The sequence below is a fragment of the Duganella sp. Dugasp56 genome, from assembly GCF_047304105.1.
Taxonomy (GTDB): domain Bacteria; phylum Pseudomonadota; class Gammaproteobacteria; order Burkholderiales; family Burkholderiaceae_D; genus Rugamonas; species Rugamonas hordei.
This window is the reverse complement of sequence record NZ_JBGLYQ010000037.1, coordinates 37,418-63,234: the sequence shown is the minus strand read 5'-3', so window position 1 is coordinate 63,234 and position 25,817 is coordinate 37,418. Positions and strand designations below refer to the sequence as shown.

Below are 25,817 nucleotides of genomic sequence, written 5' to 3'. Positions count from 1 at the left end.
GAACTGTGATGCTCTACCTTCTGCTGAAAACCCTGCACATTGCCGCTGTCATTGCATGGCTAGGTGGCATGCTCGCTGTTGTCTTGGGTCCGCTGTCTTTCGTACGTGACGTCAGCGAGCATGGTCGAACTCCGCTCTTGGATCGCGTGCCCCAATGGGAACGGTACGTAACAACACCAGCGATGCTGATTGTTTGGGTTGCGGGGATCACACTGACAACAACCGGCCATTGGTTTCCTCAAATCTGGCTGATGGCAAAGCTGGTGTTGGTTTTTCTGTTATCAGCACTACACGGCATACTCATAGGTCGCCTTCGCAAGATTTCTCAACGCCGCGCGCCCAAGGAAATCAAGAACTCGCACCACTTAGCGGCGGGAATTATCCTCATAGCGTCAGTCATCGTCGCCTTGGTGGTGCTCAAACCTCTCCGATAGGTGGTGTCTGGCTTGGCACCTCATCCGGTCAGATTGAGGTTTGCGAGCGCGGGCCTTTGAAAAACGGGCATTAGCTGAAAGGGAAGCCCAGGTGCTCAACCGTATGAAGCAGGCTAAGGACTGTGGAGAACTTGCTGAGGATGTGGACCTCGAAACCCTTTGCTTCCTGGTGATCTCCAACGCGCACAGCATTGGCATCCGTGCGCGTGCAGGCCAGCCGGAACAGGACCTCGAGCTAGTTGCCGCCTCTTTGATGCCGGCGTTTTTACCTTCGAACTGAACGTTAGTGCTACGCGGACTAAGGCGCGGTTCAACGCCAAGGCGAGTCCCTGAGACCTTGCGGTATGACCAAGCGTTTGTCGACCAATGCATCCTGCGTGTTTGCCGAAACTGATACGGCGCGCATGGACGCCACTTGCTGATAATGCTGCTATCGGACAGCTTCGCTGCCGGCGATATCAGCAGTGCCTGCCATTTGCGAAACAGTCTGCCCCTGACGTTGCTGACGGTACTGCTCCGGCGTTGTTCCGCGCAATCGCAGAAAAGCCCGCCGCAGGTTTTGTTGGTCGCCAAAACCACAGTTTCGGGCCACCTGCTTTAGTGATGGATCTGATTCATGCAGAGCCCTGAGTGCGGCCTCAAGGCGCATCGTTTCAATGGCCTTAGCTGGTGTGAGTCCAGTTTGCTCCGTGTAGTGGCGAGAAAATGTGCGAACAGTCATGCCCACTCGTTCAGCGAGTACTTCTACGCGTAGATCATCGGCAAGATGGTCCAACGCCCAAGCGTGAAGATGGCTAAAGCGGCGATCGGCTGCGGCTTGACCCGAAAGCGTAGCGGACACCTGCGCCTGCTCACCTGACCGTATAACGAAGAGCAGTACAGAACTCGCCACTTCCATCGCGGTCGCGTGCCCATGGTCTTCCTCGAGCAAGGCAAGTGCCAAATCCATTCCTGCCGTAAAGCCACCTGATGTCCACAGTCCACCGTCATGCAGGTAGACGCGGTCAGCCTCGATGCGCAATGACGGATGACGGGCTCTCAGTGCGTCAGTGGCCTGCCAATGTGTAGTTACCTTACGGTCGCCGATTAACCCAGCTGCGGCAAGCAAAAACGTACCCGTGCAAATGCGACAAGGCGGCGAGCATGCCCTCCTTCTCGAGCGAGCCAATCCACCACGTCCTGCGGGACAGGGGGAGCGTGCGGAGGAGCGCCGCCGGGCACTATCAGCGTCTCAATTGAAGCTGGATCAATCTTCGACAGCGGCGTAGTCTCAATGGCAATTCCCGAAAAGCTTGTGATTGGGTGGCTGCCTGCGGACGGAGGCAACCGTCACGCGATAAGGGCGTTGATCAGGGCGCTGGAAGGACTTTGTCGCGACGGAGAAAACATCGGCGGAACCGCAAACATCCGATGCTGTCGCCTCATCGAACGCCAGGACAACCACGTTGTGCATATCAGCTGACAACATAGGGCGCCCAACGGTCGAAAGAGGTATGTTCATAGTCGAGATGCGGCGAGTTAAATCCAACGTTCAGCAACATGGCAGTGAACCTTGGCCGGAATAGATGGACATTTGTCCAAGTAGTAAGCAGTTTAAGACCTATTCTATTAAGTAATATTTTCAGCAGGATAAAAAGATCCGATTCTTTGGAGACTCCATGAGGATTCTAGCCATACTATTCCCGCGATTTACTGCTATCGACCTGATCGGGCCGACGCAGACCTGGATGTTCATGCCGAACGTCCAGATCCAAATGGCTGCTGCCCACCCAGGGCCGGTGCCCACTGACATTGGTTTGACCATCAATGCCACTCACGACTTTAGTACGTGCTTCCAAGAGCCAGACGTGCTGTTGGTGCCAGGCGGCGCTCGAGGGTTATTCGAAGCACTTAAAGACGATAGTCTCATTGAGCACATCGCGCGCATCGGTGCGAAAGCCGACTGGGTGACCAGTGTATGTAACGGCTCCCTGTTGCTTGGCGCAGCCGGGTTGCTTCGCGGCTATAAGGCCGGATGCTACTGGTACTCCCGCGACTACCTACGCCACTTCGGGGCCGAGCCGGTCAACGAGCGCGTGGTCATCGATCGCAATAGAGCCACCGGCGGCGGGATGACCGCAGGGATAGACTTCGGTCTGAGCATGGTGGGACATTGGGCTGGCGAGTCTGTAGGCCAGGTCGCCGAGTTGGTCATGGAATACGCTCCACAACCTCCTTTCGGCGTTGGCCGGCCAGAGCTCGCCCCTCCGAACGTCCTGACCATGGCTAACCAAATTCTGGCCGACGAGATGCCCAACTCAATAGCGCTGGAAACCGCAAGACGTCGCGGCTTTGGTTATTAAACCACCTTCGCGCATCTTAAGTTGTCGACCTCGATTTAGCTCATCGAAGCAATCAACTCATCAAACGGAGTCTTTGCAAATGCACGTTTTTCTCGAACTTTGGAATCCCAAGCCCAGCTGGAAGACACTGGCCGCCGTAGATCGCCAGGCCCTTATCGACCGGCTCGGCGGCCTTACGGAGCCCATTGCCAAGGCTGGCCACGTTGAGATATTGGGCTGGGGAAGCGCCGATCCAACGGTTGACCACCCCGAGGGGCATCAATATTTTGCCGTGTGGCGCGCCCCAACGCGCGACTGCCTGGACCGGCTGCGTGCTGCCATTTTTCAAGGTGGCTGGTACGAGCATTTCGAACAAGTCAATGTGACCGGTGAGTTGACTACGCCAGATGTCGTTATCGGGGAACTCCTTTCAACGTGAGCGCCCGCAACGTAACGGTGTCTGCCAAGGCAAATGAAGCCGTCCAGATTCAGCGGCTCCATCCGGGTGATGAGCCTGCATTGGCGTAGCCATTCTGAACCGCAGCGGGCCGCGAATATTCACCTGACCGCGTTTGTCCTTTTCACTTCAACTACGCTTAGCGTTGGAATCATCATGCAAACATTTATGAACATCATCAATGGGAGCCAGGTAGCTTCCGAGACTACTTTCGAGTCGAAAAATCCCGCCACTGGCGAGGCTCTTGGTAGGGTCCCGCATTCGACGCCCGAGCAGGTCAGTGTGGCGGTTACGGCTGCTCGGTCCGCGCAGCCTGCCTGGGCTGCACGGACCGACGCCGACCGCCAGGCAATACTGGCGAACGTCGCCGACAAGTTGCGCGACAACGCTGAGTATTTGGCCACGTGGGTAACTCGCGAACAAGGCAAGCCGCTAGGTGGCGTTGGACCGGATCAAATCCCCGGTTCGCGATTCGAGGCATGGGCCTGTGAGGCTTGGACGCGCGCTCCTGCCAGTCTCGAGCTGCCTCCCGAGGTTGTTTTCGAAGATCAGACCAGACGCGACGAGTTGCACCGCAAACCCCTTGGCGTGATCGCGGCAATCTCACCCTGGAATTGGCCGCTAATGATCGCGATATGGCAAATCATTCCAGCTCTGCGCGCCGGCAACACTGTGGTCATCAAGCCCTCGGAATACACCAGTATTTGTACGCTGGAAATGGTCAGACTGATGAACGAAGTCTTGCCTCTTGGCGTTTTGAATACTGTGACCGGCGGCGGTGAAGTCGGCGCATCTCTTGTGGACAACCCGAGTGTGAACAAAGTCATGTTCACTGGCTCGGCCGCCACCGGTGCAAAGATTACGGCCACGGCCGCCCGTCATCTGACGCCTACAACGATGGAACTAGGCGGCAATGACCCAGGAATCGTACTTCCCGGTGCCGATATCAAAGCACTGGCGATGAAGCTGTTCTGGGGTGTCTTCATCAACCAGGGCCAAACCTGTGCCAGCTTGAAGCGGCTCTACGTCCACGAAAGCCAGCACGACGAATTGGTAGCGGAACTGAGGCAGTTGGCCACTGCAATGCCGATGGGCGACGGAATGCAGCCCGGCATCGCAATGGGTCCGATCCAGAATCGCATGCAGTTCGATAAGATATCGCGTCTGGTAGAACGGGCCAAAGCCGATGGGGCAACTATCGTATGCGGCGGCTCCCCGCTGCCGGGTGGAGGCCTATTCTATCCGCTGACGTTGGTGACTGATATCACGGACGGCGCACCATTGGTCGACGAAGAGCAGTTCGGGCCAGTCTTGCCAATCATCCGATACAGCGATGTGGAGGAAGCGGTCATTTGGGCCAACCGAGGCAATGCGGGCCTTGGCGCCTCTGTCTGGTCTTCCGATATCGAGCAAGCAAACGACGTCGCTCAAAGGATTGAGGCAGGCACGGTGTGGATCAATCACCACGGCATCATTCACCCGATGGTACCGTTCGGCGGCGCGAAGCGTTCTGGTTGGGGAGTGGAGTTCGGCATCGAGGGCCTGAAAGCCCTTACCCGCCCGCAAGTGATTAGCCTCATAAAGTAGTGCCGAAAGGCCCCTGCTCGTCGGCAGGGGCCACTCCAAATTGCGCCACAGAAGGAGCCAAGATAATTTACGTCGTCGCGTTGCGCCGCCTTGGTACTACTTGGGACCATGCCCGTGCCTACCCAGATGCCGCCGTGTTGCATGGACAACCTAAACAGGTATGCTGGGTCGACAACTTGTCGCCATTCATACCGGCGCTGTTGGTAAAGCCAGCAAAGACTTTGTTTTTTCATTGTTGGGTGTGCCAACGGTTTGACGACGCATCTGCAAATTTCTTAAACTGCCATGACACCGAACCCATATACGTTGGACTGCCCATGATGACGGCGTCGCTGGCGTTCAGTTCCTCCCAGCCACTTCAGGCAAATTTCCATCGACATCGATGGCGATCAGACTCGCGCCGGCACCCATTGCAACTGCTTCAGCCACACGCTTCGTGTGACCATAACCCGAATGACAAACCACGCTTACTTTTGCCATTTCTTTTCCTTAAAAAAATACCGAAAATTCGTTCGATTAAAATTTAGCAAGAACCATTCACTGCACCAACAGGTCGTCCAGCCACATATTCAAGACCTCGACAGACGTGCCCGTCGCCGGTAACTTATGTGCACCAGTCTCGTCAACGAAAAGTAGAGTCGGGAACGACGCAACCTGAAACATCGAAGCCTGCGCGAAATCTGCTTTTGCAGCCGCCTTTGCAGTTCCGTCGGTCATCTGGGCCAATACCTTTTCAACGTCCAGGCCATTCGCTTTGGCGATATCGGCGACGGTTTCGGGGTCGGAGAGACTGCGACCGTGAACATAGAATTTTTCCTGCAGCAAATGCACCCAATCGATGGCACGCTCCGGATCTTGGGCACGAAGGGCTGCATGAGCAATCGCGGCATCCGTTGAGTCCGTGACTATGGTGCCCTCCTCCAGAAGACGAAGGTAATTGTCCCCAAAATGTGCGCCGGTCAGTTCCGCGATGCGTGCGTTGGCAGCAGGGATGTGGGGATAGGCCGCGATTGCTGCAGCGCGTGGCCCGACAAACAACCCTCCGCTGATTGCGGTGAATCGCACACGATGTCGATTTTCCTGCTCGAACTTAGCGAGTATGTCCTTAAAGCCCCAACACCAGCCGCAGTAAACATCTGCGACATAGACGACTGTTGGCGTTTCGCCAAAATTGCTCATTTCTTCTCCAAATATCAAGTCAGCTACCAGAGCACTATATTTGCTCCCAATAAAGAGATAAACTATCTCCATAGGAAATAACTGTCCCAATTCTTGCACCAATTCCATGGATCGCCTGACTCTCGCCAAGGTATTTATCGAAATCGTTGATCGCGGGAGCCTGACCGCGGCCGCCAATTCGCTCGAAATCTCTCGATCAATGGCGAGTCGATACCTGGATGAACTTGAAGACTGGCTCGGTGCCCGCTTGCTTCATCGAACAACGCGCAAAATCAGCTTGAGCAATGCGGGGGAGCAGGCGCTACCTCGACTGCGGGAAATGCTAGACCTAGCCTCGGATGTGCAGTCGATCGCGAGTCGACATACGCAAGAAGTACAGGGACGCCTGCGCATCACGACATCCACCGCATTCGCCGAAGCTCAACTTGCGCATGCGTTGGTAGACTTTCAGCAGCTGCACCCTGGTGTCGAGGTCGATCTAATTGTTCTGGATCGCACAATCAACCTGGTTGAAGAGCGAGTTGACCTAGCGATACGCCTAAGCAATCACGTCGATCCAGGAATCATTGCGCGTCGATTGGCGGTATGCCGTTCGGTATTGTGTGCAACGCCGGCCTACCTGCAGCGCCAGGGCCATCCGACTGACGTCAACGACCTCCGCTCGCATCGCTGCGTCCTCCACAACGGCGCCACCGCACTCAATTTGGCCTCGCTCCACAAGGGAGAGATCCACGCCATCCCTGCGAAAGGCATCCTTAGTTGCAACGAGACTTCTGTGTTACGGACTATGGTGCTCGCCGGCGCGGGCATCGCGATGCTGCCGACTTTTTACGTTGGAGACGACTTGCTACAGGGGCGGCTAGAACTTGTGCTGCCAAGTTATGAATTGCCACCGATAGACATCCAAACCGTCTACCTTTCGAGGCGGCATCAACCAAAGCCATTGCGACTCCTGATTCAGTTCTTAGTCGAGCGATTCGGTGGCTCTGTGGCGCCTTGGGATACGAAGTTGCACAAGCTACTTGGAAACGAAGCGTACGATTGAGTCCGAGCGGCATCGGGAACGCCCCTTATAACGCAACCGCAACAAGGTATCGACCTAGGGCTCAGATGACTATAGGCAGACCTCAGTTCTCGGAGCGTTGGTCAGCGAACGCGGCAAGATTTATGCACCTGTGGCCCGTGAGACTGAGACACTGGGCTCGGTGTGACGGCGGATGCTTTAGGCGGCTGAAGTTGCAGATACTCGCGCAACAATGCCTTGAACTTTGGAGCGGAAAAAGCCTTGAGGGCGGCCTGCTCGAAGCGAGCCACGACTTCCTTATCGGTCTTCAGCGAATAGGCCATCCTGAATGACTCGACTGGCATCGGCAAGGGCAGCAGGCGAATCGGTATGCGTTCTTGACCCGCAACAAATTGCGGCGAATAGGGGTTCAAGAAGAACGCTCCGTCAAGCCGGCCAGCAGCCAGTTTGCGCAAATTGCTTTGCTGCCAGGTTTGATTCGTAGTCTTCTCTACATACGCACCGTAGCTTTCGAATAGCGAAATAACATCGGCCCGGCCCGAACCGGTCCAGCCCAGCCTCATACCGCACAGCTGATGCAGATCACTGAGATCGTACAGTGCCGAGTCTGGACGCACAGCCAGATGCGGCTGCACTTGCAAAAAGGCCCACTTAAACAGCCCATACTTCGTATTACCATCCAAGGTTCCCGGCATGATCAGCACTATATCCAGCGAACCGCTTGCCAAGCTTGCCACCGATCGTTCCAGGGACACTGGCGCCTCCCATTTTATCGGCCATGGAAGCTGAGGTTGTATCTCGGTTTTAATAAACTCTACCAACAAGCCTTCCAAGCCCCCCCCATTTGCCATCACAAATGGGGCGACGACAAAGCCACCTACGTGCAATTCGGCAGCCAGTGCATAGGGGCACAGTGATAGAAATAATATGATCCAAAAAAGTCGCATGGCGTGGTGGCCGTACGATGTCACCAAAGGGGACGGCGCTAGCCTGAACATGTCAATCTCCCTGGCCAGACTGTTTGCCTGGTTCCGCTGTTGCATGGCAAAGGCGTTTACCTGATCCAGCGCGTTGTTTTGCAGGATAATGCCGTACACCCGGGTGATGGCCTGATTCACTTGTTCACTGCAGGCCGACTGAATCTAGTCGGCCCCGTCTTCGATCTTGTCGATCGAGTCTTAGATGAGGTGTTGACTGCCTGGCGATCGAGGCCGAACGTTAAGCCAGGTTTCGTACTTCCGCCAGTCCCTACTTCGAGCGACCAGCTAGAGCAATATTGCGTCTGGTGTTGGCGGCGAAAACCCATGCCACGGAAATTCAGACTGAGTTCGTGAAAACTAATTCTGCTTGAGCACGAAACGCTCGGATGACAAACTACTGGGCGATTGTTTCCGCGAAGCTCGGTCAACCTAGTTTGTCATTGAACGTCTCGCGCATCCCGGCAAAATATTATTACCCACTACCCGGGGATTCGCTTAGGACGTGCCCCGGCCCTCCGACTGCTCATTGACATTTTCCTGTTGGTCCAGCGGCAGGGAAAAATACTCGACCGGATTCGACTTGCGCTTATTGATCAACAGACGGGTTACGTCAGGTCGCGAATAGTGGCCCGCAGGATCAGCCACCGACTTGGCCAACGTAATGGCGCTGAGGTCGATGTCGGCAATCAGGAGCCCCTCTTGGTCTTCAGGCAGCTTTTCGCACAGCGACGAGCCATCTGGGCCGTAGATGACAGTGTGGGCGCCACCTACATGCAGAAGCGAATGCTTGTCCGGCGTATCGCACAGCAAGTCAATAATCTCTGCGGACACAACAGAACACGGCGCCAATACGAAGCACGAACCTTCAACGGCATAAACGCGGCTAACGGCGTTATTAACCTCCGCTCCCAAAGAGAAAGCGAACGGCTCGTACAGAGAAAAACTAGGCCAGGCGCCAATGTGAATCTGTTCGTTCTGAGCGTACATCGCATACTTGGACAGAGGCTGCAGATGTTCCCAGCAGCACAGAGCACCAACGCGGCCGATCGGCAGGTCGTGCACCGTCAAATCGCTACCATCTCCTTCGCCAAACAGTGTACGCTCAACGTGCGTCGGCTTCAATTTGCGACGGCGCGCCACATCTTTGCCGTCTGGACCGATTATCCACTGAGCGATGTAAAGACTACTACCTCCTCGCTCAGAGTGTCCCATCACCACATAAATACGGTTTCGCTTGGCTGCCTCACGCAGCTTATCCGCTTCTGGGCTGTCGTAACGCAGAGAGTTCTCGGCGTATCGGGTTACAAAGCCACGTCCCATGCCCCACGCCGGGGTGCCCAGCCACAGCCAGTACGGGTAGCCAGGCAGCCAAGTCTCGGGGAAGGCAATCAGTTCGACTCCGGCCGCACCAGCTTCGTCAATCAGCTTAATCGCCTTGGCGACTCCGGCTTGCAAATCGAGGAACGCCGGAGCGGCTTGGACGGCGGCTACTTTCAGCGTGTTTTTGTTTTGTACAGACATTCGTTGCTCCAAGAACAGTTATTGTGATTTCACAGCCCGAACTAGCGGCCTGAATCGTTGCTGGTTATCGGATGGCACCTTTATCGGCTTCCGATTCTAAAGGATTCTGCATTACCGGAGTGCATCTGAGAATCGCGAAGATTCGCTAACTCCTGAAGCCATCAAACCGGCTACGCTTCCACCTGTAGCAAGACTGAAGTTCGCCATATAGATGATGAACGTCATCGATAGTCAATCTTTGACTCCGAACGAATCATTCTCTATTATCTAGTCGCTTCAAATTCCTATAATGCAGACACTAACGGCACCTCCTTAAAATGACAGAACAAACAAAATCGCGTCGTGGCATCCAGTCGGTTGAGGTCGGCGGGAAGCTACTCACTGCGCTGGTGGATAACTCAGGTCCGATGACTTTGAGCGAGCTTGCACGACATGGGGGCATGCTGGCATCAAAAGCACATCCTTACCTGGTTAGCTTCTGCAACCTGGGACTTGTTGAGCAGGACCCGGTCACAGGCCTTTACGGACTCGGGCCCTTTGCCATCCAAATGGGACTAGTCGGGCTCCAGCAACTCAGCCCAATTCGGCTAGCCATCCCTGAAATTACTAAACTGGCTGACACACTCGAACTCACCGTCGCATTAGCAGTCTGGGGATCCCACGGCCCGACTATTACGTACATCGTTGAATCACCACAGCCCGTTCAGATTGCGATGCGTCCTGGGTCTGTGATGTCCTTGCTCGGTACGGCAACAGGACTTGCATTCTCTGCATTTATGCCTCCAAAGCTGGTTCAAAGGATGATCGAAAGAGAGGTCGGTGACTCAGCCGTTCTCGCCCAAACGAAATCTCTCGCATCCCAAGATAAGCTAGATGCAACCTTAAACGAAATTCGTACTCGCAACATGGCTCGCGTCCAAAACGAACCCATCCCCGGCGTCAGCGCGCTTTCAGCACCAGTGTTCAACCATGCCCACTCCATGGTGTTGGCAATCACGGTAAGCGGTTCTTCGCTCACCTTCGATGCCGGCTGGGACGGCCATATCGCTAAGGCGCTCAGGGAAACCGCCGACCATCTTTCTCGCGTACTCGGACACAATCCGTAAGGAGCGCGCTTCCCACAAGCACGAGCGCCTTGACCGGCAGTCAAGTTAGATTCGAATTTGGCGATTGCACTCATCAGCGACTCCCCTAAGAGCGTTTTTGCGGTAAACCATCTGTCCCAGGACAGATGTCGATGCTGCCACGACAATCACGATCGCCATCGGTCGCCCACTACCGTCGTGCATCAAACTAACCGCCATACTGGCCAGAGCATCGAGCCCGAATTGCGCGGCGCCAAACAGCGCTGCGCATGCTCCCGTATTATCCGGATAGCGTGCCATCAACAGCCCCACCCCATTCGCCCCCAAAAGACCGGTCATGCTTACCACGGCAAACAGCGCACAAATCACCAGCCATGTACCAGCATGCAGTAGGGTTGCGGCTATTAAACCCAGCGCCCCGAACAAGGCGACTCTGCTTCCCAAGCGCATCATCGCTTCCGGTCCCCGCTTAGCCGACCGCTGGCGGTTCAAATAGTTTGCGAGGAAGATGCCGAACGCATTTGCAGCAAATACGATACTGTACTGTGCAGGAGCAAAGCCATTGAGTTCAATAAAATAGAACGGACCAGCGGTGATGTAAGCAAACATCCCGGCAAAAGAGGCGCCTCCTGCCAACAACACCCCTATCGCAGTGCTATCGCCAATAAGCCTGCGGTACACAGCAAAGACCGCAGACATAGACGTCTGCACGCGACGTTCCGGTGGTAGAGATTCAGGCACCCTGGTCCAGACGATAAACGCGCCAAAAAGTGCCCAGACAGCCAACGCACCAAACGTCCCTCGCCACCCGAATAGCACCATCAACCCGCTACCTGTTAGCGGGGCAACCAAGGGAGCAATCGCGCTTACCATGGCGATCAGCGAAAAAACCGGGATCGCACGCGGCCCTGGAAAAACGTCACGCGCCACCGCACGAGACAGAACAGACACCGCACCTGCTCCAAGCGCCTGAATAAAGCGAGCTGCAATTAGTTGATCGATAGAGCTCGCCGACATACATGCAACGCTGGAAAGCGCGAACAGCACAATGCCCAAAAAGAGGACGTTCCGCCGGCCAACTCGATCGGAAACAGGACCGGAGAACAACATCCCCAGCACGAATCCGGCGAGGAATAACGTGACCGACATCTGAACCAAATCTGTCGTTGCATTCAAAGAAGCGGCGATCGTCGGCAATGCTGGTAGGTATAAGTCAATTGCCAGAGGCGCGAAGGCTGCCAGCGCGCCAAGCAAGACCGCAATCTTGCGCTCACTGGGATGGTAAATTACCGCGGATGAGTTCACTGGCTACGATTCCTTCTAACCCTGGTCAATCTGACGAACCGAAATTTCACTGCGAGGCCTCAGTTGCACATGATTCCCAAAGCGCGCAATTCCATGTTTCGCGCCAGGCAAACTGAGCACGCCTGCTGTATTAGGAATCGAGCATGCGCCTATCCAAAAGCAACTCCGACCACAACACGGCCCCCTGGTCTTACAGGAGCCGTGTCACTCTTACTGAGGCTGGCTTGCCTCGACGGTCACTCGTGCCAATACAAAGGCCTCGCGCAGTACATCCGGGTCACCAATATGGTTCGAAAGCAGAAGGATCAACTGAGCATTGAGCATCTTGCTTTGCTCCTCCGTCAAGTCATGATGCGAGTCCACGAGCATTTCATAGAACTCGTCGTAGTCATCAAGATTGACATTGAGATTCAATCGGCTGTTCATGCGCTCTCCAATTCATTACAAGTAGCGCGCGCCACCGCATCACGGACTGCACCTACATCGAAGGAACGCCAACGAGCACAGACGTGCTGATCCGGACGCAACAGGTAATACGTGCCCGGCACAGCGTCGTAGCGAGAAGCAAACAGCCCGTCACCGTCGACCAGAGCTCCTGGCAGACCTCTCTTGTTAGACGTCACAATCAAAGTGCGAACCGGAACACGATCGCCGGCCAATTCTGCAAAGTCAGGCACCTGCTCCTCATCACCAGCAAAATAGACACCGGTGAATTCGCCCCCCAGGTGCCGCAGTAACCAAGTAGCGCAGCTCTGTTCAAGAAGAGGAGCATCAGCTGCCGGGGATCCCGGTCGCATCGCTTTGGCGAAAGAGTCTTTGTCCGGGGTGTTCAGCATCGAATTTCCATATGTCGATGGCATCGACAGGCGACCACTATTAACCAGCTTCCGAGCAAACGGCTGCGTCTTCGCGAGCTGCAGCACAGCATCCCGGAACAGTCGACTGACTTCGCTCTTTGGGGTGATGAAGTCGGTAGACCGAGTCGAGTTTCTGATGTTTTCATCGGCCGCGTACTCTCGTTCACGGGCATAGGTATCCAATAGAGACGGAGGAGCTTTCTCTTGGATTACCATGCGTAGCTTCCACGCCAAGTTGTCTGCATCCTGGACACCGCTATTGGCACCACGAGCGCCGAACGGAGATACACCATGTGCAGAATCGCCCGCAAACAGCACACGACCATGACGGAACTCGTCCATTCGCAAACAGCAAAAGGTATAAACGCTGACCCATTCCAGCTCGAAATTCGCGTCCATACCAAGCAGAGCGCGAATACGAGGAAGAACCCGCTCTGGCTGCCGTTCGGCGACCGGATCAGCGTCCCAGCCCAGCTGAAAGTCGATGCGCCAGACGTTGTCCGGTTGACGATGCAAGAGCACTGATTGCCCCGGATGGAATGGCGGATCAAACCAGAACCAACGCTCCGTGGGGAAGTCTGCCGTCATTTTGACGTCCGCAATTAGGAAGCGGTCACGGAAAACGCGCCCCTTGCTCTCCAAACCCATCAAACCGCGTACCGCACTCTTGCCACCATCCGCCGCAACAATATATTCAGCCTGGAGCTTGTACTCTCCTTCAGGCGTTTCGACGGACAACTCAACGTATTCCGGGTGCTGCACCAGGCCAGTCACACGGTTACGCCAGCGCAACTCCAGTTGAGGAAGCTCTTGGGCACGTTCGTACAAATAGCCTTCCACATAGTATTGCTGCAAGTTAATGAACGCTGGGCGCTCATGACCTTGTTCCGGCAGTAAATCAAATCTGTAAACCTCTTCGTCGCCCATAAATACACGACCTACGTTCCAGCGAACACCCTTGTTCGCCATGCGCTCACCACATTGCAGGCGATCGAAGACTTCCAGCGTTCGCTTCGCAAAGCAGATGGCGCGCGAGCCGATGGACAACTTATTGTCGTCATCAAGCAGAACCACCGAAATGCCCTGCTGTGCCAGATCGATTGCTGCTGCCAGCCCAACTGGGCCAGCGCCGACCACGACTACCGGATAGCGTACGACAAGATTGCTCGCGCTGAGGGGATGCGGCTCATATTCGAACTCACGCCGCTGATAATCAGTATCCATAATATGTCCAGGAGTTAATCGTCTTAACTAATGTTGGCAAGTTGCTCGAACTTAGGTCTGCAACGAATGCCACATTTCCTGATCGCGCTCGGCGGTCCAGATGCGCGGATGCTTGATTCCTTTAGCTTCATCGTAGGCACGAGTGACATCGAACGGAAGGCAGTGCTCGTAAATAAACACGTGGCCGAACTTTGGATCCATCCTGCTACGCGTGTAAGCCATCGCTTCCTTCAGCGACTTTCCAGCACGGACGGCTTCTTTGGTACTTTGAAGGAGCGTACTGACGAAGTCCTTCGTGTAATCAATGCCGGCATTCACCTGCTCGGGGTTTACCAGTGCCGGACCTCGTCCAGGAACAAGCTTCTCGGCACCCAAGGCACGCAATGCCTCTAAAGTATCCGGCCACTCTTCGAGTTGGGCATCCCCTGTATAAGCGGCTGCTCCATACTCGACCAGGTCGCCCGAGAAGCAGATCCTCTGAGATGGAATCCACGCGATAGTGTCACCCTTGGTGTGCCCCATCCCGATATGGGCGAGACGAACTTCCAGTTTGCCCATGAAAATGGTCATCTCCTTCTCGAACACCATGGTCGGCCAGCTCAAGCCAGGCACCGACTCGACACCGGCGAACAGACGAGGGAAACGCTCGATTTCGGACTTCATGTCTTGCTCACCGCGTTCGACGATCAGTTCGTAGGTCCCACGCGACGCGATAATCTGTTCTGCGCCCTCTTTAAGGTAGGCGGAAGCACCCAGAACACGTACGGCATGGTAGTGCGACAGCACAACGTATTTGATCGGCAAATCCGTCACGCTGCGGATGTGATCAATGAGCGATTGAGCCATCAACGGCGTGGCCGTGGTGTCGATCACCATTACGCTGTCGTCCCCAATGATGACCCCGGAGTTGGGGTCACCTTCAGCGGTATATGCGTAAGCATTGTCGGACAGCTTGATGAAGCTGGTCTTCTTTTCTTCCAAGTCTGCCTGCGACGCAAATTTCTTGCCTGCCATGATGCTATCTCCTCGTATCTGTTACGACCTTAGTGTCGGTAGTCAGACAATACGGGTTGCCGTATTATGTGTAAATCACCACTCATCGATAACCATTATGAATAGCATTCATAACACCGATTTAGACCTCAATCTTCTGCCTGTGCTGGATGCACTCTTGCGCATTCGAAACGTCAGCCGAGCCGCCCAGGAATTGAATATGTCGCAGAGCGCAGTCAGCCACGCGTTGAAGCGCCTGCGCACCTTCTTTGGTGACCCTCTATTTCTGAAATCCGGTATGGGTATGCAGCCAACGCCCAAGGCGCTGGAATTGCTCGCTCCCGTGCTGGCCGTAATGGGCACCGTGCGCGGCGAATTACTTGTACAAGAAAGCTTTGAAGCCACTCACGCTCGGCGAACATTTTCGTTGTGCGTAACAGACATGGGCGAGCTGATCTTCCTACCGAAGTTGATCGCACGGCTACGCGAAACCGCACCAGGCTGTACATTACGCACAATGCAGGTCCCCATGCATCAGATTCACGACGTACTGGAGAGTGGGGAAGCCGACGTAGCACTGGGTTCGCTTCATTCGGTGCCCGAAGGCCTATTTCAGCAACTGCTGTTCACTCGATCATTCGTCACGCTAGTCAACCGAAGAAACCGCAAGATTGGTGGGAGTATGACGCGCGAACAATACTTTGAGATGGAGCATATTATTGTGTCGCTGTCAGGTCGCGCCGACGAAGCCTATGACGCCATAGTCGACCATTTGGCCGGCCCGCGACGCGTCTATCTCACAACAGCTCACTTTCTGACGGTACCGATGATTATCGAAGAAAACCCCGACCTCATCGCCACAGTGCCAAGCGAGCTGGCGACCAAGTTCGCTACCTTCAAAAGCATCAAAGCAGTGGAGACGCCGGTCAATGTACCGCCGTTTGCAATCAGACAGCATTGGCACCCGCGCTTCCAGCATGACGCTGCCAACAGCTGGCTACGACGGGAGATCAAGGAAGTTTTCGATACTATTCCCGAATAATAATGGCGTTATTCGGCAAACAAGCTGACGACCAGGTCGCGCAACCAGCGCCCTCCCTCATCTTGATGGTAGCGACGGTGCCAGAACATATTCGTCTGTAGCCCAGGTAGCGCTAGCGGAGGCTCAAGGACCTGCAACTGGAATGGGCCGGCCGCTCGTTCTGCTAATTTTTGTGGGACTGTGGCCACCAAATCTGTGGTGCTGACGATGTAAGGCACTGCGGCAAAGTGCGGCACACTGAATGCAGTCTCAAGCGACACGCCGGCACGTTCCAGCGCCTCATTAATGCCATGATATGGGCTCTCCATAGCCGTAACGACCAGGTGTCGCTCGCGGCGGAAATGTTCAAGCGTCACCCCTCCCTCCCCCAAGCGATGCCCTACTCGGAATATGCTGACGCATGACTGCCGAAACAGGCGCCGCTGATAGAAAACGCTCGGAGCATCTTCAAAGGCGCCGATTGCCAGATCCACCCGCCCTACCTCCATAGCCGCACGCAAATCAATTGTGCCGGCGCGGACTGTCGCGATCTCTGCGTTTGGCGCAAGCGTCGCGCAGCGTTCGACGAGCTTCGGCATGAAGTACATTTCACCAACGTCGGACATGGCAATGGTGAATCTCCGGCGAGTACTGGTCGGTACGAATGGCTGCTCTGGCTTGAAGGCGAACTCCAATTGTGCAAGCGCGGCCGCCACCGGCTCAGCCATCCGCTCGGCATAGGGCGTCGGCTGCATTCCGTCAGTTGTACGAACAAATAACTCGTCACCGGTACTCTTGCGCAATCGCGTCAACGCGTTGCTGACAGCTGACTGCGTAAGGCGCAGCCGCTTGGCAGCGGCTGAAATCTGGCGCTCACGAAATATCTCCTGAAACACCAGCAACAGATTCAGATCCAGGTCACGCAGTTCCATATCCTTGAGTATTCACACTATAAATAGTCATAATTTTTCCATTTATATCGCAAATCCCACGGCATTGCACTAAATTCGTTGATGGAACTAGCCAACAGGAGACCGCATGAACACCCCTCAACAACGTCCAAGCTACCAATCAGGCTTTGGCAACGAATTCGCCACCGAGGCACTGCCTGGTGCGCTCCCGCCTCACCAGAACTCTCCTCAGCGCGTGCCTTTGGGCCTCTACGCTGAGCAGCTTTCTGGAACCGCATTTACAGCCCCTCGTGCTCACAACCGCCGCAGCTGGCTGTATCGAATCCGGCCGGCGGCAATGCACCAGCCTTTCCGGAAAATAGGAAATAGCCGGATTACGAGCCGCTTCGACGAAGTGGCGGTGCCTCCCAATCAGTTGCGCTGGGACCCGATTCCCTATCCTTCGTCCCCTACCGATTTCATTGACGGCTGGGTGACTATGGCCGGAAACGGATCGCCGGCAAATCAAAGTGGCTGCGCGATTCATTTGTACGCGGCAAACCTCTCGATGGAGGAGCGCTATTTCTACAGCGCCGATGGAGAGCTATTGATCGTGCCTCAGGAAGGTCGTCTGCATATCGCCACCGAACTGGGGGTAATCGACTTGGAACCTCAAGAAATTGCGGTCATTCCGCGTGGTGTCCGTTTCCAGGTCAGGCTGCTTGATACTGTCGCCCGTGGGTATATTTGCGAAAACTTCGGTGCTCTACTGCGCCTGCCGGACATGGGACCGATCGGCTCTAACGGCCTCGCAAATCCACGCGACTTCTTAACCCCGACCGCTTCCTACGAGGATAAAGAGGGGGACTTTGAATTGGTTGCCAAGTTTGGTGGCAATCTGTGGAGCGCCGCGATTGGACACTCTCCATTGGACGTCGTCGCTTGGCACGGTAACTATGCCCCGTACAAATACGACCTGCGTCGCTTCAATACCATCGGGTCAATCAGTTACGATCATCCGGATCCGTCGATTTTCCTTGTACTTCATGCGCCCTCAGACTCGCCGGGTGTCGACACGCTTGACTTTGTAATTTTCCCGCCGCGTTGGCTTGCAGCAGAGGATACCTTCCGCCCGCCTTGGTTCCACCGAAATGTCGCAAGTGAATTCATGGGTCTGATTCATGGACAGTACGACGCGAAGTCAGAAGGGTTCCGTCCTGGTGGTGCAAGCCTTCACAACTGCATGAGCGGACACGGACCCGATGTTCCTACGTTTGAGAAGGCAAGCTCTGCAGACACCGCTACGCCGCACAAAGTCGACGCCACCATGGCATTCATGTTTGAGACTCGCGACGTTATCTGCCCGACCGCATACGCCCTCGACTCACCGCAACTCCAGCCAGACTACTACCAGTGCTGGGCGGGATTTAACAAATATTTCAAGGACCAACAGGCATGAACATCGCACTGAACGAAACCCACGATCCCGCACTCAATAGCTGGGTAGAATCGGCAAATACGCCAGATACCGATTTCCCAATTCAAAATCTCCCCTTCTGCGTTTTTCGCATAAAAGGGAGCAATCGAGCCTTTCGCGGCGGCATCGCAATCGGGGATCAAATCCTCGACCTTACCGAACTGGACGATACCCTGGCAGATGCATCTACAATTGCACGCAACGCAGCTGCCTTGGCTATGACCGACAACTTGAATTTGCTGATGGCCGCGGGCCAGCCAGCCTGGTCCGCTTTGCGCCTGGAGCTGTCCCGATTACTGCGTAGTGGTTCCAAACCGCTGCATTCCGCACTGGTTGCGCAGGCGGATGCGGAGTACAAGCTGCCTGCAGCAATCGGTGACTACACTGACTTTTACACTTCGATTCATCACGCGACGTCTGTTGGAAAGCTATTCCGTCCAGACAATCCTTTACTACCGAACTACAAATGGGTGCCAATTGGCTACCACGGCCGCGCATCAACGATCGGAGTCTCCAGCCAAGAGTTTCAGCGCCCATTGGGTCAAACTCGCCCGACCAGCGAGAACGGCGCTCCAGTCTTCGGACCGAGCCGACGCATGGACTACGAGTTGGAGGTCGGCATCTTCACCGGTCCAGGCAACAAGTCTGGGACTCCGATTGACATCCAAAACGCCGAAGCGCATATATTCGGACTCTGTCTGCTCAATGATTGGTCCGCGCGCGATTTCCAGGCATGGGAGTATCAACCGCTTGGGCCCTTCCTGTCGAAGAACTTCGCCACGACCATCTCACCCTGGATCGTTACGCTTGAAGCACTTGCCCCCTATCGCACGAGTTGGCAGCGCCCGTCCTCGGACCCACAGCCACTGCCGTATCTAGACAGTACGGAGCTTCGTAACGCGGGCGGCTTTGACATCGAGCTGGAAGTTCAACTGCAGACAAGCAAAATGCGCCAAGAAAGCCTTGCTCCCGTTCGCATTTCGCGCACAAATTTCCGTCACTCCTACTGGGCGGTCGCTCAGCTGGTCGCACACCATACCGTCAACGGCTGCGCGCTTCGATCGGGCGACCTGCTAGGCTCCGGTACCCAATCGGGACCAGAACCCGCCGAAGCCGGGTCATTACTAGAGCTGAGCTTAGGAGGGGTTCAACCGATTGGCCTGCCAAATGGCGAACAACGTGTTTTCCTCGAAGATGGAGACTCCGTAGTAATGCGCGGGTGCGCAAGCCGTGATGGTTACCGCCGTATCGGATTTGGCACTGTCTCGGGTACAGTTTTACCTGCAAGGCAGCCCTAAAATTTCGCAGCCCGATCAGGGCATTCGGCGAATCATCTAGTGCGCATGGCTTACAGTATCCGAGCCATGCGCCACCAAGCGGTGAATTCCATCTCGTGATTGTGTCCCCAGGCGTGGTGTATGAGTTGTAATTCCTGGGAGGCTGGGCTCCCGCTCAGCTGATCACGGCGGAAAGCCGTGTCGGCGGCGTTTCATAGAGCGACTGCAGGCCTTCGAGCTGCGTGTAGCGCCGCTGTAAAGACCATTCATCGTTCTGTTCCAACATGATAGCGCCGACAAGGCGGATGACGGCGCGCTCATTGGGGAAGATACCCACGATGTTGGTACGTCGCTTGACCTCGGCGTTTAGTCGCTCCAATGGATTGGTAGTACGCAACTGGACCCGATGCGCGCTCGGAAACGCCATGTAGGCCAGCACGTCGTGCTCGGCCACGTCCATCATGTCGGCCAGCTTGGGCAATTTAGCGCGCAGATGGTCGGTGACGCAACGCCATTTGACACTGGCCGCCTCCGCCGTCTCCTCGGCGAAAATCGTGTTGATCAAGGCCACCAGCGCCTGGCGCTGGCCTTTGTTGGCGTGCACCAGGGCGTTGCGCATGAAGTGCCATCCGAAACGACACTGCATTCCTCAAATATATCCCTTTAAACGAAAGGCTTAGCGAATGTTCGCGATTGCTCCCCCATTCGGGGCCGACTAGAGTGCATCTTCGACCGGCAACACATGTTGGCTATCAGCCGTCGATGTAGGCGCAGAAGCCTATGCCAACTAACGGCACCACTAGGCGGAGCGCGACTACATCTCATCCAGTGTGCGGCACACATTTTAATAATCTGTCTTTGGAGTACAGCATGACGAAGAAAAACATCCTACTGGCGATCTTCGCTGGCGCGCTCGCAGGTGGCAACGTCGCATCTGCAGCAGTAACTGCAGATGAAGCGGCCAAGCTCAAGAGCAGCCTGACCCCTCTGGGTGGGGAGAAAGCCGGCAACAAGGACGGCTCCATCCCAGCCTGGGACGGTGGCTGGACTAAACCAGTACCAGGCAAGAAGTTGGGCGACGTCCCGGTGGAATTGTTCGCCAACGAAAAGCCGATTGCGCAAATCAATGCAAAAAACATGGCGCAGTACGCGGACAAACTCAGCGAAGGCGTGAAGGCGTTGATGAAGAAATACCCGGAGACCTTCCGCATTGACGTGTATCCGACACATCGCACCGCGGCCGCACCACCGTGGACTTACGAGAACACATTCAAGAACGCGACACAGTGCAAGTTGAAGGACGGCGGATTCTCGGTGGAAGGCTGCTACGGCGGCATCCCATTCCCCATTCCAAAAGATGGCGCGGAGCTGATCTGGAACTTCCTGCTTCGCGTAGAGGCCGAGTCCATCGACCTGGGCTTCAAGAACATCGTGGTGAACTCCGATGGATCACGCACCCTTGCAACCCGAAATGATGAGGCTTTCCAGTTCCCGTACAACTTCAAGGATGGCTCTGCCGCGAAATGGAATGGCGAATACGTCATGCTCCGCTTTATCACCACGGCCCCGCCATTTAAAGTCGGAGAATCGCTCGTCATTCGCGACACCATTACCGCCAAGGACTCGCGCAACGCGTGGCAATACCTGGTTGGCCAACGCCGCGTTCGACGCGCACCGACCGTCGGCTTCGACACGCCTGACTTCGTGGCCTCCGGTTCGAACTACTTTGATGAAGTCAAAGGATTCTTAGGTCACCCAGAACGCTATACCTGGAAACTGTTAGGCAAAAAGGAAATGTATATCCCTTATAACACCAACGGATTGCTCGCTGTGAAGGTGGATGAGGCGGTTTCCAAGAACCATCTGAACCCGGACAAGCTTCGGTGGGAACTGCATAGGGTCTGGGAAGTCGAGGCAGTCGTTGCGTCCGGCAAGCGCCACGCCGTGCCAAAACGGAAATTCTACTTCGATGAGGACACCTATGTTGTGACGTTGGTGGATGGCTTTGACGCAGAGGGCAAGCTCTGGCGCACTTCGATGACGACGCCCTTTGTTGAGCCCGCTATCCCCGCTGTCGTGACCCTGCCAGTTGCCGTCTTCAACCTTCAGGCAGGAACCATGAGCGTAGTGCAGATGTTGAATGAAGAATACTACAAGGTTGTGCCGAAGCGGCCCGACAGCTACTTTACCGGCGACGCGATCGCCGGCGACGGTGCCCGGTAAGGCACGTCTCTTGTCAAGCACCGAGGACCTCTCGGTGCTTCTCTTTGAGCAAGTCTAGACATGTCAACCTTTTTCTCCACCGAGATGGTTCCGATAGAACAGCGCGCGTCATACTGGCGCGATGTCGTCGGCAAGGCCTTCGTTCCGCTTAGCTGCGACATCGGCACTCCTGGCAATTTCCGTGGCTCGATCAAGCAAAGCACGCTGGCCAATTTACACGTCGCCGAATTAAGGTGTGATGCCCATAACGCGCGGCGCACGTCACAACATATTTCGGGTCAAATTGAAGAATGCTTTCTGGTGGCATTTCAGACCGCAGGGCAAGGCGTGTTCGAGCAAGATGGCCGCGTAGCGGTGGTCGGCCCAGGTGACTTTGTTTTGTGTGGCAGCAGCCGGCCGTATGAACTTAACTTTTATGATGACTTCAGACAAACGGTACTGGTGCTACCCGCCAGCCAGATGCGGACGCACCTGCCGGACGCTGATGCCTTGACAGCAATCGCCGTCGGCGCCGGCCACGGAAGCGGTCAATTGATCGACTCAGTGGTGCGCACCTTGGGGGCTGCCGAAACGTTTGGGCCGGCAGCCGGCGCGATGGCCGATGCGGTGTTAAACATCATTGTCGCCGGCTTGCGAACCCTCCCTGCGGCGCGCGCATCCGGCCCTTCTGATTTGACGCGATTCCATATCGACCGCGCGCGCCAGCACGCCATGGCGCAGTTACATGATCCCGCATTGAATGCGGCGGCTATCGCACATGCAGTTGGCTTATCAACAGCACATCTGCATCGTCTGTTCCAACGCGAACCTCAGTCGCTTATGCAGTGGGTGTGGACCGAGCGACTGGAAGTCTGCAAGCACAACCTAGGTGCCCCTGCAATGCAGGGGCGCAGCGTAAGCTCGATCGCGTTTGCTGCGGGATTTAACAGCGCGCCCCATTTCTCCCGACTGTTCCGCCAACGCTATGGTCTTTCTCCCTCAGCTTGGCGCAGCAGCCTATGGACTTGAAACGCGGCAGCAAATCAAGCCCAATTATTATCCAGGGGATTTTTCTCTGCCATGTTGGCAAAACCACAGCGACACAGGAAATGCGCATGCGTGTGCTGTGCATGGGGAGTATCGGTGATCGAGGTCACGATGTGACGTTTGAAACCTGTGCGCGGATAAGCAGCATGCACCTTACTAAGTTGCTGATGCGGGATACGATGGCGGTAGGCGCCGATCACATCCATCACTGCTCCGCCTTTCACTAAAATCACTTCAGGAGCCCATCGAGAGCGAGACAAATACGGATTCAAATGCAGGCTGATCGACTCGTACAATGCGCGTGCCTGCGACTCGTTCCAACCATGGCGAAGCGCCAAATCTTGTGCGACACGTGCACCGACAATCTGAAAACCAGTATCGGCAGTCTTCGCTGCGTGAGTATCGCTCAACCCGGAGTCATGCAGTAGACAGCCTACATACAGAGCCTCCGGGTCCCAGCGCAACCCAAATGCCTGGCCAAGCAGAGAGCCCAAATAGTACGTGCGGTAGCAATGCACATGCAGGTCCTCAGGATACATCGCGGCGGCCTGCTCTTCGGCCTCCTTGCAGATCGCCGTGCCCGGCATAATGATCCGATCCATCTCGACCGACGCTTGGCGCCTCCCCATCGCACCGAGAAACTTGTCAAGCAGCTCGGTTACCTGTGTCTTGAACAACATTCCAACCAGGGCGCGGCGCTCACGGGCGCTCAGAATGCCTTTAGTACGTTCGCTCCAGGCGTAGGTGCCAATTGCGTCAGATTTCATCGTGTTTCCATTCTCAAAAAAGTGGACAGCGTTATGACCGTGTTGAATTGTAGGGTGACGAATTGTCGGCGTCTGCTCCATAAATTGCGCATTGCTTGTCTGGGAGTTGCATTGCCTTCGATAGCACTAGCCCAAGAAGGCAGCACCATTGGAACGCAGGCGACGAGTAGTTCGCCAAGACAACCTCCACGACGAAGTCGAAGTCATCGACCGTCTGGAGCAACGGGATACCGGGCCACCACAAGTCTTGTCTCGATGGTCATTGCTGGACTGCAGTCCTCTCCCCCTACTTCCTCAGGAGTACTACCGCAGCGGGAGATCGACGTCTTTTCACCTCGTCAGAAGTTGTACCTCAAACCGTGGAGCGAGTACGTTGAACGATACGGCCGGCGCTTCTTTCAGGCTGCCTAGTCAACAGCGGCCCAGACACCACAACCTCCGACGGGGCTGCATTGAATTCCGAGACAATTTTTTGCAGCATGTCGGCCTGCTCCTCCAAAAGACCTGCCGCCCCTGCCGCCTCCTCAACCAGCGCAGCGTTCTGCTGAGTCATGCCATCAAGCTGCCCCATGGTGTCACTAATCTCCGCCAATCCCTTGCTTTCCTGGCGAGCGGCGGCAGCAATCTCATTCACCGTGGAAAATGCCTCGTCGATTGCCGTTCGCAGCTGAGTCATTGCGTTGCCCGCGCTGCCAGCCTGCCGCGTACCGTCGCGAACCATCGCGACTGAAGTATCAATCAAAACCTTGATCTCTTTTGCCGCTGACGAAGAACGCTGCGCCAAATCCCGTACCTCACTTGCGACCACGGCAAAACCTCGCCCCTGCTCTCCTGCCCTGGCAGCTTCAACCGCCGCGTTTAACGCCAAGATATTGGTACGGAACGCGATTCCCTCGATCAGACTGGTGATGTCAGCAATCTTAGCCGCCCCTTCGCTAATCGAGCCAATCGTCTTCACCATGGCATCCACAGTGGCACCGCTATCGTCTGCCAGGCTGCGAGCCTTACTCGCGAGCTCACTCGCGATTTCCGCGTTTCGTGCATTATCAGCGACGGCATCGTTTAGTTCGTGGACCTTCGATGCCACATGCTCTAATGCACTTGCCTGGCGCTCGGTGCGCTGCGAAAGGTCGACGTTGCCGACAGCGATCTCGCGCGCTGCCGTGTACACCGAATCCGTACTTCCCCGCACTCCCCGAATCGCGGACTCAAAGCGCTCGATCAGCGCGTTAAAGGCAAATGCAGTACGGCCAATTTCGTCCTTGCGGTGGATAGGAACGCGCCGATGCAGGTCAAGCGTCCTGCTAATGTCATTAAGCGCAGCCTGGATCGCCCCCAGGCTGCCACCAATCGACCGGATTAGGAAAATGACGGCGGCACTGCACAATACCGTTCCGCCTGTGAGGCCAGCCAGCATCAAATAGCGCATGCGCTGGTAGGACACCGCCGCTTGTTCATTGGCCTTCTCAATCTCTTGATTGAACATTGCCGTCAGCTTTCCCATTACCTGCGCTGCGTACAATCCGGTAGGCCGAGTTCGCTCACGCATCAGCTTTTCAGCTGCAGCGAACTCACCTCTCTTAGCGAACGCAAGCGACTCGCTGGACGCCTGGCGAGACTGAGTTACCGCATCGATATACTCCTGAATCACTGGACGTAAAGAGCTCTGAGCATGGCTGGTTCGCAGTCGCTCTAACTGGTCATCCAGTTGTTTGCTCATGAAGTCCGCGACCTCAAATTGCTGCTTGCTTGCGGCGACATTCCCAGCAAGAATGACCTCATATATCTGCAGCCCCCTAACCAACAGAGGCACATAGCCATCCTTCAAATATTGAGCAGGTAACGACAGCTCTTGGAAAATTCGGCCGGCCCGCGCATTGGCGTCTGCCATCCCATAAAGTCCGCCTCCTGCGATGGCGAAACACAGTATGCCCATTCCCGCGAAAATGGCAGCTAAGCGAGTTCTAATATTAATCATGATGCGCCCTAGTAAATAAGACCAAATTCATTTTCCGGCGTGCTCGCGGCTTCATCACCGCCACTTCCCAGCTGCATCTGATCTCCACCAATTTTTTGCAGCTGAGTCCACGGCTCTTTGGAACAGCCGACCTTCCGTTCCTGACCAAAGCATTCCCGCTCGATGGTCAATTCGCCAGCCCCATCCGCCAA

At 55.5% G+C, this 25,817-nt stretch carries 24 protein-coding genes and 2 pseudogenes; 12 read left to right on the top strand and 14 right to left on the bottom strand.

Features of this window, described 5'->3' with window-relative positions; all coding sequences use genetic code 11:
- The first annotated feature begins 8 nt into the window (after positions 1 to 8).
- Together ACCD07_RS23640 and ACCD07_RS23635 are read left to right on the top strand one after the other, a co-directional pair.
- A complete protein-coding gene (locus ACCD07_RS23640) occupies positions 9 to 434 on the top strand; it encodes a CopD family protein (RefSeq protein WP_413448732.1) in 426 nt (141 codons plus the stop codon).
- 103 nt (positions 435 to 537) lie between these two features.
- The gene (locus ACCD07_RS23635; RefSeq protein ID WP_413448731.1) at positions 538 to 714 is read left to right on the top strand and encodes a hypothetical protein; all 177 of its coding nucleotides are present in this window, start codon (positions 538 to 540) and stop codon (positions 712 to 714) included.
- A gap of 150 nt (positions 715 to 864) precedes the next feature.
- On the opposite strand, the gene ACCD07_RS23630 is transcribed toward ACCD07_RS23635, so the two are convergent.
- On the bottom strand, positions 865 to 1,602 hold the full coding sequence (locus ACCD07_RS23630) for a GlxA family transcriptional regulator (RefSeq protein WP_413448730.1): 738 nt from the start codon (positions 1,600 to 1,602) through the stop codon (positions 865 to 867).
- Positions 1,603 to 2,092: 490 nt separating this feature from the next.
- On the opposite strand from ACCD07_RS23630, the gene ACCD07_RS23625 reads away from it, so the two are divergent.
- From ACCD07_RS23625 to ACCD07_RS23615, 3 genes are all read left to right on the top strand, one after another.
- Complete coding sequence (locus tag ACCD07_RS23625; RefSeq protein WP_413448729.1) at positions 2,093 to 2,776, top strand: DJ-1/PfpI family protein; 684 nt, start codon at positions 2,093 to 2,095, stop codon at positions 2,774 to 2,776.
- A gap of 79 nt (positions 2,777 to 2,855) precedes the next feature.
- On the top strand, positions 2,856 to 3,194 hold the full coding sequence (locus ACCD07_RS23620; RefSeq protein ID WP_413448728.1) for a DUF6616 family protein: 339 nt from the start codon (positions 2,856 to 2,858) through the stop codon (positions 3,192 to 3,194).
- A 33-nt stretch (positions 3,195 to 3,227) separates the two neighbouring features.
- Positions 3,228 to 4,799 carry an aldehyde dehydrogenase family protein gene (locus tag ACCD07_RS23615; RefSeq protein WP_413448727.1) on the top strand — a complete coding sequence of 524 codons (1,572 nt, stop codon included), beginning with the start codon at positions 3,228 to 3,230 and terminating at the stop codon, positions 4,797 to 4,799.
- 26 nt (positions 4,800 to 4,825) lie between these two features.
- On the opposite strand, the pseudogene ACCD07_RS23610 reads toward ACCD07_RS23615, so the two are convergent.
- Together ACCD07_RS23610 and ACCD07_RS23605 are read right to left on the bottom strand one after the other, a co-directional pair.
- A pseudogene (locus ACCD07_RS23610) lies at positions 4,826 to 5,279 on the bottom strand (flavodoxin family protein); the annotation flags it as partial.
- Between the two features lie 57 nt (positions 5,280 to 5,336).
- Complete coding sequence (locus ACCD07_RS23605; protein ID WP_413448726.1) at positions 5,337 to 6,086, bottom strand: DsbA family protein; 750 nt, start codon at positions 6,084 to 6,086, stop codon at positions 5,337 to 5,339.
- Here ACCD07_RS23605 and ACCD07_RS23600 point away from each other — a divergent pair.
- Complete coding sequence (locus tag ACCD07_RS23600; protein ID WP_413448725.1) at positions 6,085 to 7,023, top strand: LysR family transcriptional regulator; 939 nt, start codon at positions 6,085 to 6,087, stop codon at positions 7,021 to 7,023. The two genes, ACCD07_RS23605 and ACCD07_RS23600, sit on opposite strands and share 2 nt — an antisense overlap.
- 101 nt (positions 7,024 to 7,124) lie before the next feature.
- Here ACCD07_RS23600 and ACCD07_RS23595 read toward each other — a convergent pair whose 3' ends face one another.
- Positions 7,125 to 8,120: a substrate-binding periplasmic protein gene (locus ACCD07_RS23595; RefSeq protein ID WP_413448724.1), complete on the bottom strand. Its 996-nt coding sequence runs from the start codon at positions 8,118 to 8,120 to the stop codon at positions 7,125 to 7,127.
- Positions 8,121 to 8,477: 357 nt separating this feature from the next.
- Complete coding sequence (locus tag ACCD07_RS23590; protein WP_353397510.1) at positions 8,478 to 9,503, bottom strand: carbon-nitrogen hydrolase family protein; 1,026 nt, start codon at positions 9,501 to 9,503, stop codon at positions 8,478 to 8,480.
- Between the two features lie 317 nt (positions 9,504 to 9,820).
- On the opposite strand from ACCD07_RS23590, the gene ACCD07_RS23585 reads away from it, so the two are divergent.
- Complete coding sequence (locus ACCD07_RS23585; RefSeq protein WP_413448723.1) at positions 9,821 to 10,609, top strand: IclR family transcriptional regulator; 789 nt, start codon at positions 9,821 to 9,823, stop codon at positions 10,607 to 10,609.
- 45 nt (positions 10,610 to 10,654) lie between these two features.
- Here ACCD07_RS23585 and ACCD07_RS23580 read toward each other — a convergent pair whose 3' ends face one another.
- The 4 genes from ACCD07_RS23580 to ACCD07_RS23565 form a co-directional block, all read right to left on the bottom strand.
- On the bottom strand, positions 10,655 to 11,893 hold the full coding sequence (locus tag ACCD07_RS23580) for a multidrug effflux MFS transporter (RefSeq protein WP_413448722.1): 1,239 nt from the start codon (positions 11,891 to 11,893) through the stop codon (positions 10,655 to 10,657).
- Positions 11,894 to 12,103: 210 nt separating this feature from the next.
- Positions 12,104 to 12,319, bottom strand: a complete 216-nt coding sequence (locus ACCD07_RS23575; protein WP_413448721.1) for a DUF2783 domain-containing protein — start codon at positions 12,317 to 12,319, stop codon at positions 12,104 to 12,106.
- Positions 12,316 to 13,974, bottom strand: a complete 1,659-nt coding sequence (locus ACCD07_RS23570; protein WP_413448720.1) for an FAD-dependent oxidoreductase — start codon at positions 13,972 to 13,974, stop codon at positions 12,316 to 12,318. Before ACCD07_RS23570 ends, ACCD07_RS23575 begins: the two co-directional genes overlap by 4 nt.
- 51 nt (positions 13,975 to 14,025) lie before the next feature.
- Positions 14,026 to 14,988, bottom strand: a complete 963-nt coding sequence (locus tag ACCD07_RS23565) for an MBL fold metallo-hydrolase (RefSeq protein ID WP_353397495.1) — start codon at positions 14,986 to 14,988, stop codon at positions 14,026 to 14,028.
- A gap of 97 nt (positions 14,989 to 15,085) precedes the next feature.
- Between ACCD07_RS23565 and ACCD07_RS23560 the strand changes: the two genes are divergently transcribed.
- Positions 15,086 to 16,009: a LysR family transcriptional regulator gene (locus ACCD07_RS23560; RefSeq protein ID WP_413448719.1), complete on the top strand. Its 924-nt coding sequence runs from the start codon at positions 15,086 to 15,088 to the stop codon at positions 16,007 to 16,009.
- 8 nt (positions 16,010 to 16,017) lie between these two features.
- On the opposite strand, the gene ACCD07_RS23555 is transcribed toward ACCD07_RS23560, so the two are convergent.
- Entirely contained in the window at positions 16,018 to 16,920 is a 903-nt protein-coding gene (locus ACCD07_RS23555) for a LysR family transcriptional regulator (RefSeq protein WP_413448718.1), read from the bottom strand.
- A 106-nt stretch (positions 16,921 to 17,026) separates the two neighbouring features.
- Between ACCD07_RS23555 and hmgA the strand changes: the two genes are divergently transcribed.
- Entirely contained in the window at positions 17,027 to 18,337 is a 1,311-nt protein-coding gene (gene hmgA / locus ACCD07_RS23550; RefSeq protein ID WP_413448717.1) for a homogentisate 1,2-dioxygenase, read from the top strand.
- On the top strand, positions 18,334 to 19,653 hold the full coding sequence (gene fahA, locus ACCD07_RS23545; RefSeq protein ID WP_413448716.1) for a fumarylacetoacetase: 1,320 nt from the start codon (positions 18,334 to 18,336) through the stop codon (positions 19,651 to 19,653). Before hmgA ends, fahA begins: the two co-directional genes overlap by 4 nt.
- Before the next feature lie 154 nt (positions 19,654 to 19,807).
- On the opposite strand, the pseudogene ACCD07_RS23540 reads toward fahA, so the two are convergent.
- Positions 19,808 to 20,275 (bottom strand): annotated as a pseudogene (locus ACCD07_RS23540) (transposase); the annotation flags it as partial.
- A 227-nt stretch (positions 20,276 to 20,502) separates the two neighbouring features.
- On the opposite strand from ACCD07_RS23540, the gene ACCD07_RS23535 reads away from it, so the two are divergent.
- Both ACCD07_RS23535 and ACCD07_RS23530 read left to right on the top strand, forming a co-directional pair.
- Positions 20,503 to 21,855 carry a DUF1329 domain-containing protein gene (locus ACCD07_RS23535; protein ID WP_413448715.1) on the top strand — a complete coding sequence of 451 codons (1,353 nt, stop codon included), beginning with the start codon at positions 20,503 to 20,505 and terminating at the stop codon, positions 21,853 to 21,855.
- Between the two features lie 60 nt (positions 21,856 to 21,915).
- Positions 21,916 to 22,863, top strand: a complete 948-nt coding sequence (locus ACCD07_RS23530) for a helix-turn-helix domain-containing protein (RefSeq protein ID WP_413448714.1) — start codon at positions 21,916 to 21,918, stop codon at positions 22,861 to 22,863.
- A 14-nt stretch (positions 22,864 to 22,877) separates the two neighbouring features.
- Here ACCD07_RS23530 and ACCD07_RS23525 read toward each other — a convergent pair whose 3' ends face one another.
- The 3 genes from ACCD07_RS23525 to ACCD07_RS23515 all read right to left on the bottom strand — a co-directional run bounded on the left by ACCD07_RS23525 (position 22,878) and on the right by ACCD07_RS23515 (position 25,796).
- Positions 22,878 to 23,648 carry an HD domain-containing protein gene (locus ACCD07_RS23525; RefSeq protein WP_413448713.1) on the bottom strand — a complete coding sequence of 257 codons (771 nt, stop codon included), beginning with the start codon at positions 23,646 to 23,648 and terminating at the stop codon, positions 22,878 to 22,880.
- Between the two features lie 352 nt (positions 23,649 to 24,000).
- Complete coding sequence (locus ACCD07_RS23520; RefSeq protein ID WP_413448712.1) at positions 24,001 to 25,626, bottom strand: methyl-accepting chemotaxis protein; 1,626 nt, start codon at positions 25,624 to 25,626, stop codon at positions 24,001 to 24,003.
- Between the two features lie 8 nt (positions 25,627 to 25,634).
- Positions 25,635 to 25,796, bottom strand: coding sequence for a hypothetical protein (locus ACCD07_RS23515; RefSeq protein WP_353397470.1), 162 nt, complete (start codon positions 25,794 to 25,796; stop codon positions 25,635 to 25,637).
- Positions 25,797 to 25,817: the final 21 nt, after the last annotated feature.

Coding starts and splice junctions, on each gene's coding strand:
- ACCD07_RS23640 (WP_413448732.1), top strand. CDS start 9: ATGCTCTACCTTCTGCTGAAAACCCTGCACATTGCCGCTGTCATTGCA.
- ACCD07_RS23635 (WP_413448731.1), top strand. CDS start 538: ATGAAGCAGGCTAAGGACTGTGGAGAACTTGCTGAGGATGTGGACCTC.
- ACCD07_RS23625 (WP_413448729.1), top strand. CDS start 2,093: ATGAGGATTCTAGCCATACTATTCCCGCGATTTACTGCTATCGACCTG.
- ACCD07_RS23620 (WP_413448728.1), top strand. CDS start 2,856: ATGCACGTTTTTCTCGAACTTTGGAATCCCAAGCCCAGCTGGAAGACA.
- ACCD07_RS23615 (WP_413448727.1), top strand. CDS start 3,228: ATGAAGCCGTCCAGATTCAGCGGCTCCATCCGGGTGATGAGCCTGCAT.
- ACCD07_RS23600 (WP_413448725.1), top strand. CDS start 6,085: ATGGATCGCCTGACTCTCGCCAAGGTATTTATCGAAATCGTTGATCGC.
- ACCD07_RS23605 (WP_413448726.1), bottom strand. CDS start 6,086: ATGGAATTGGTGCAAGAATTGGGACAGTTATTTCCTATGGAGATAGTT.
- ACCD07_RS23590 (WP_353397510.1), bottom strand. CDS start 9,503: ATGTCTGTACAAAACAAAAACACGCTGAAAGTAGCCGCCGTCCAAGCC.
- ACCD07_RS23585 (WP_413448723.1), top strand. CDS start 9,821: ATGACAGAACAAACAAAATCGCGTCGTGGCATCCAGTCGGTTGAGGTC.
- ACCD07_RS23575 (WP_413448721.1), bottom strand. CDS start 12,319: ATGAACAGCCGATTGAATCTCAATGTCAATCTTGATGACTACGACGAG.
- ACCD07_RS23570 (WP_413448720.1), bottom strand. CDS start 13,974: ATGGATACTGATTATCAGCGGCGTGAGTTCGAATATGAGCCGCATCCC.
- ACCD07_RS23565 (WP_353397495.1), bottom strand. CDS start 14,988: ATGGCAGGCAAGAAATTTGCGTCGCAGGCAGACTTGGAAGAAAAGAAG.
- ACCD07_RS23560 (WP_413448719.1), top strand. CDS start 15,086: ATGAATAGCATTCATAACACCGATTTAGACCTCAATCTTCTGCCTGTG.
- ACCD07_RS23555 (WP_413448718.1), bottom strand. CDS start 16,920: ATGGAACTGCGTGACCTGGATCTGAATCTGTTGCTGGTGTTTCAGGAG.
- hmgA (WP_413448717.1), top strand. CDS start 17,027: ATGAACACCCCTCAACAACGTCCAAGCTACCAATCAGGCTTTGGCAAC.
- fahA (WP_413448716.1), top strand. CDS start 18,334: ATGAACATCGCACTGAACGAAACCCACGATCCCGCACTCAATAGCTGG.
- ACCD07_RS23535 (WP_413448715.1), top strand. CDS start 20,503: ATGACGAAGAAAAACATCCTACTGGCGATCTTCGCTGGCGCGCTCGCA.
- ACCD07_RS23530 (WP_413448714.1), top strand. CDS start 21,916: ATGTCAACCTTTTTCTCCACCGAGATGGTTCCGATAGAACAGCGCGCG.
- ACCD07_RS23525 (WP_413448713.1), bottom strand. CDS start 23,648: ATGAAATCTGACGCAATTGGCACCTACGCCTGGAGCGAACGTACTAAA.
- ACCD07_RS23520 (WP_413448712.1), bottom strand. CDS start 25,626: ATGATTAATATTAGAACTCGCTTAGCTGCCATTTTCGCGGGAATGGGC.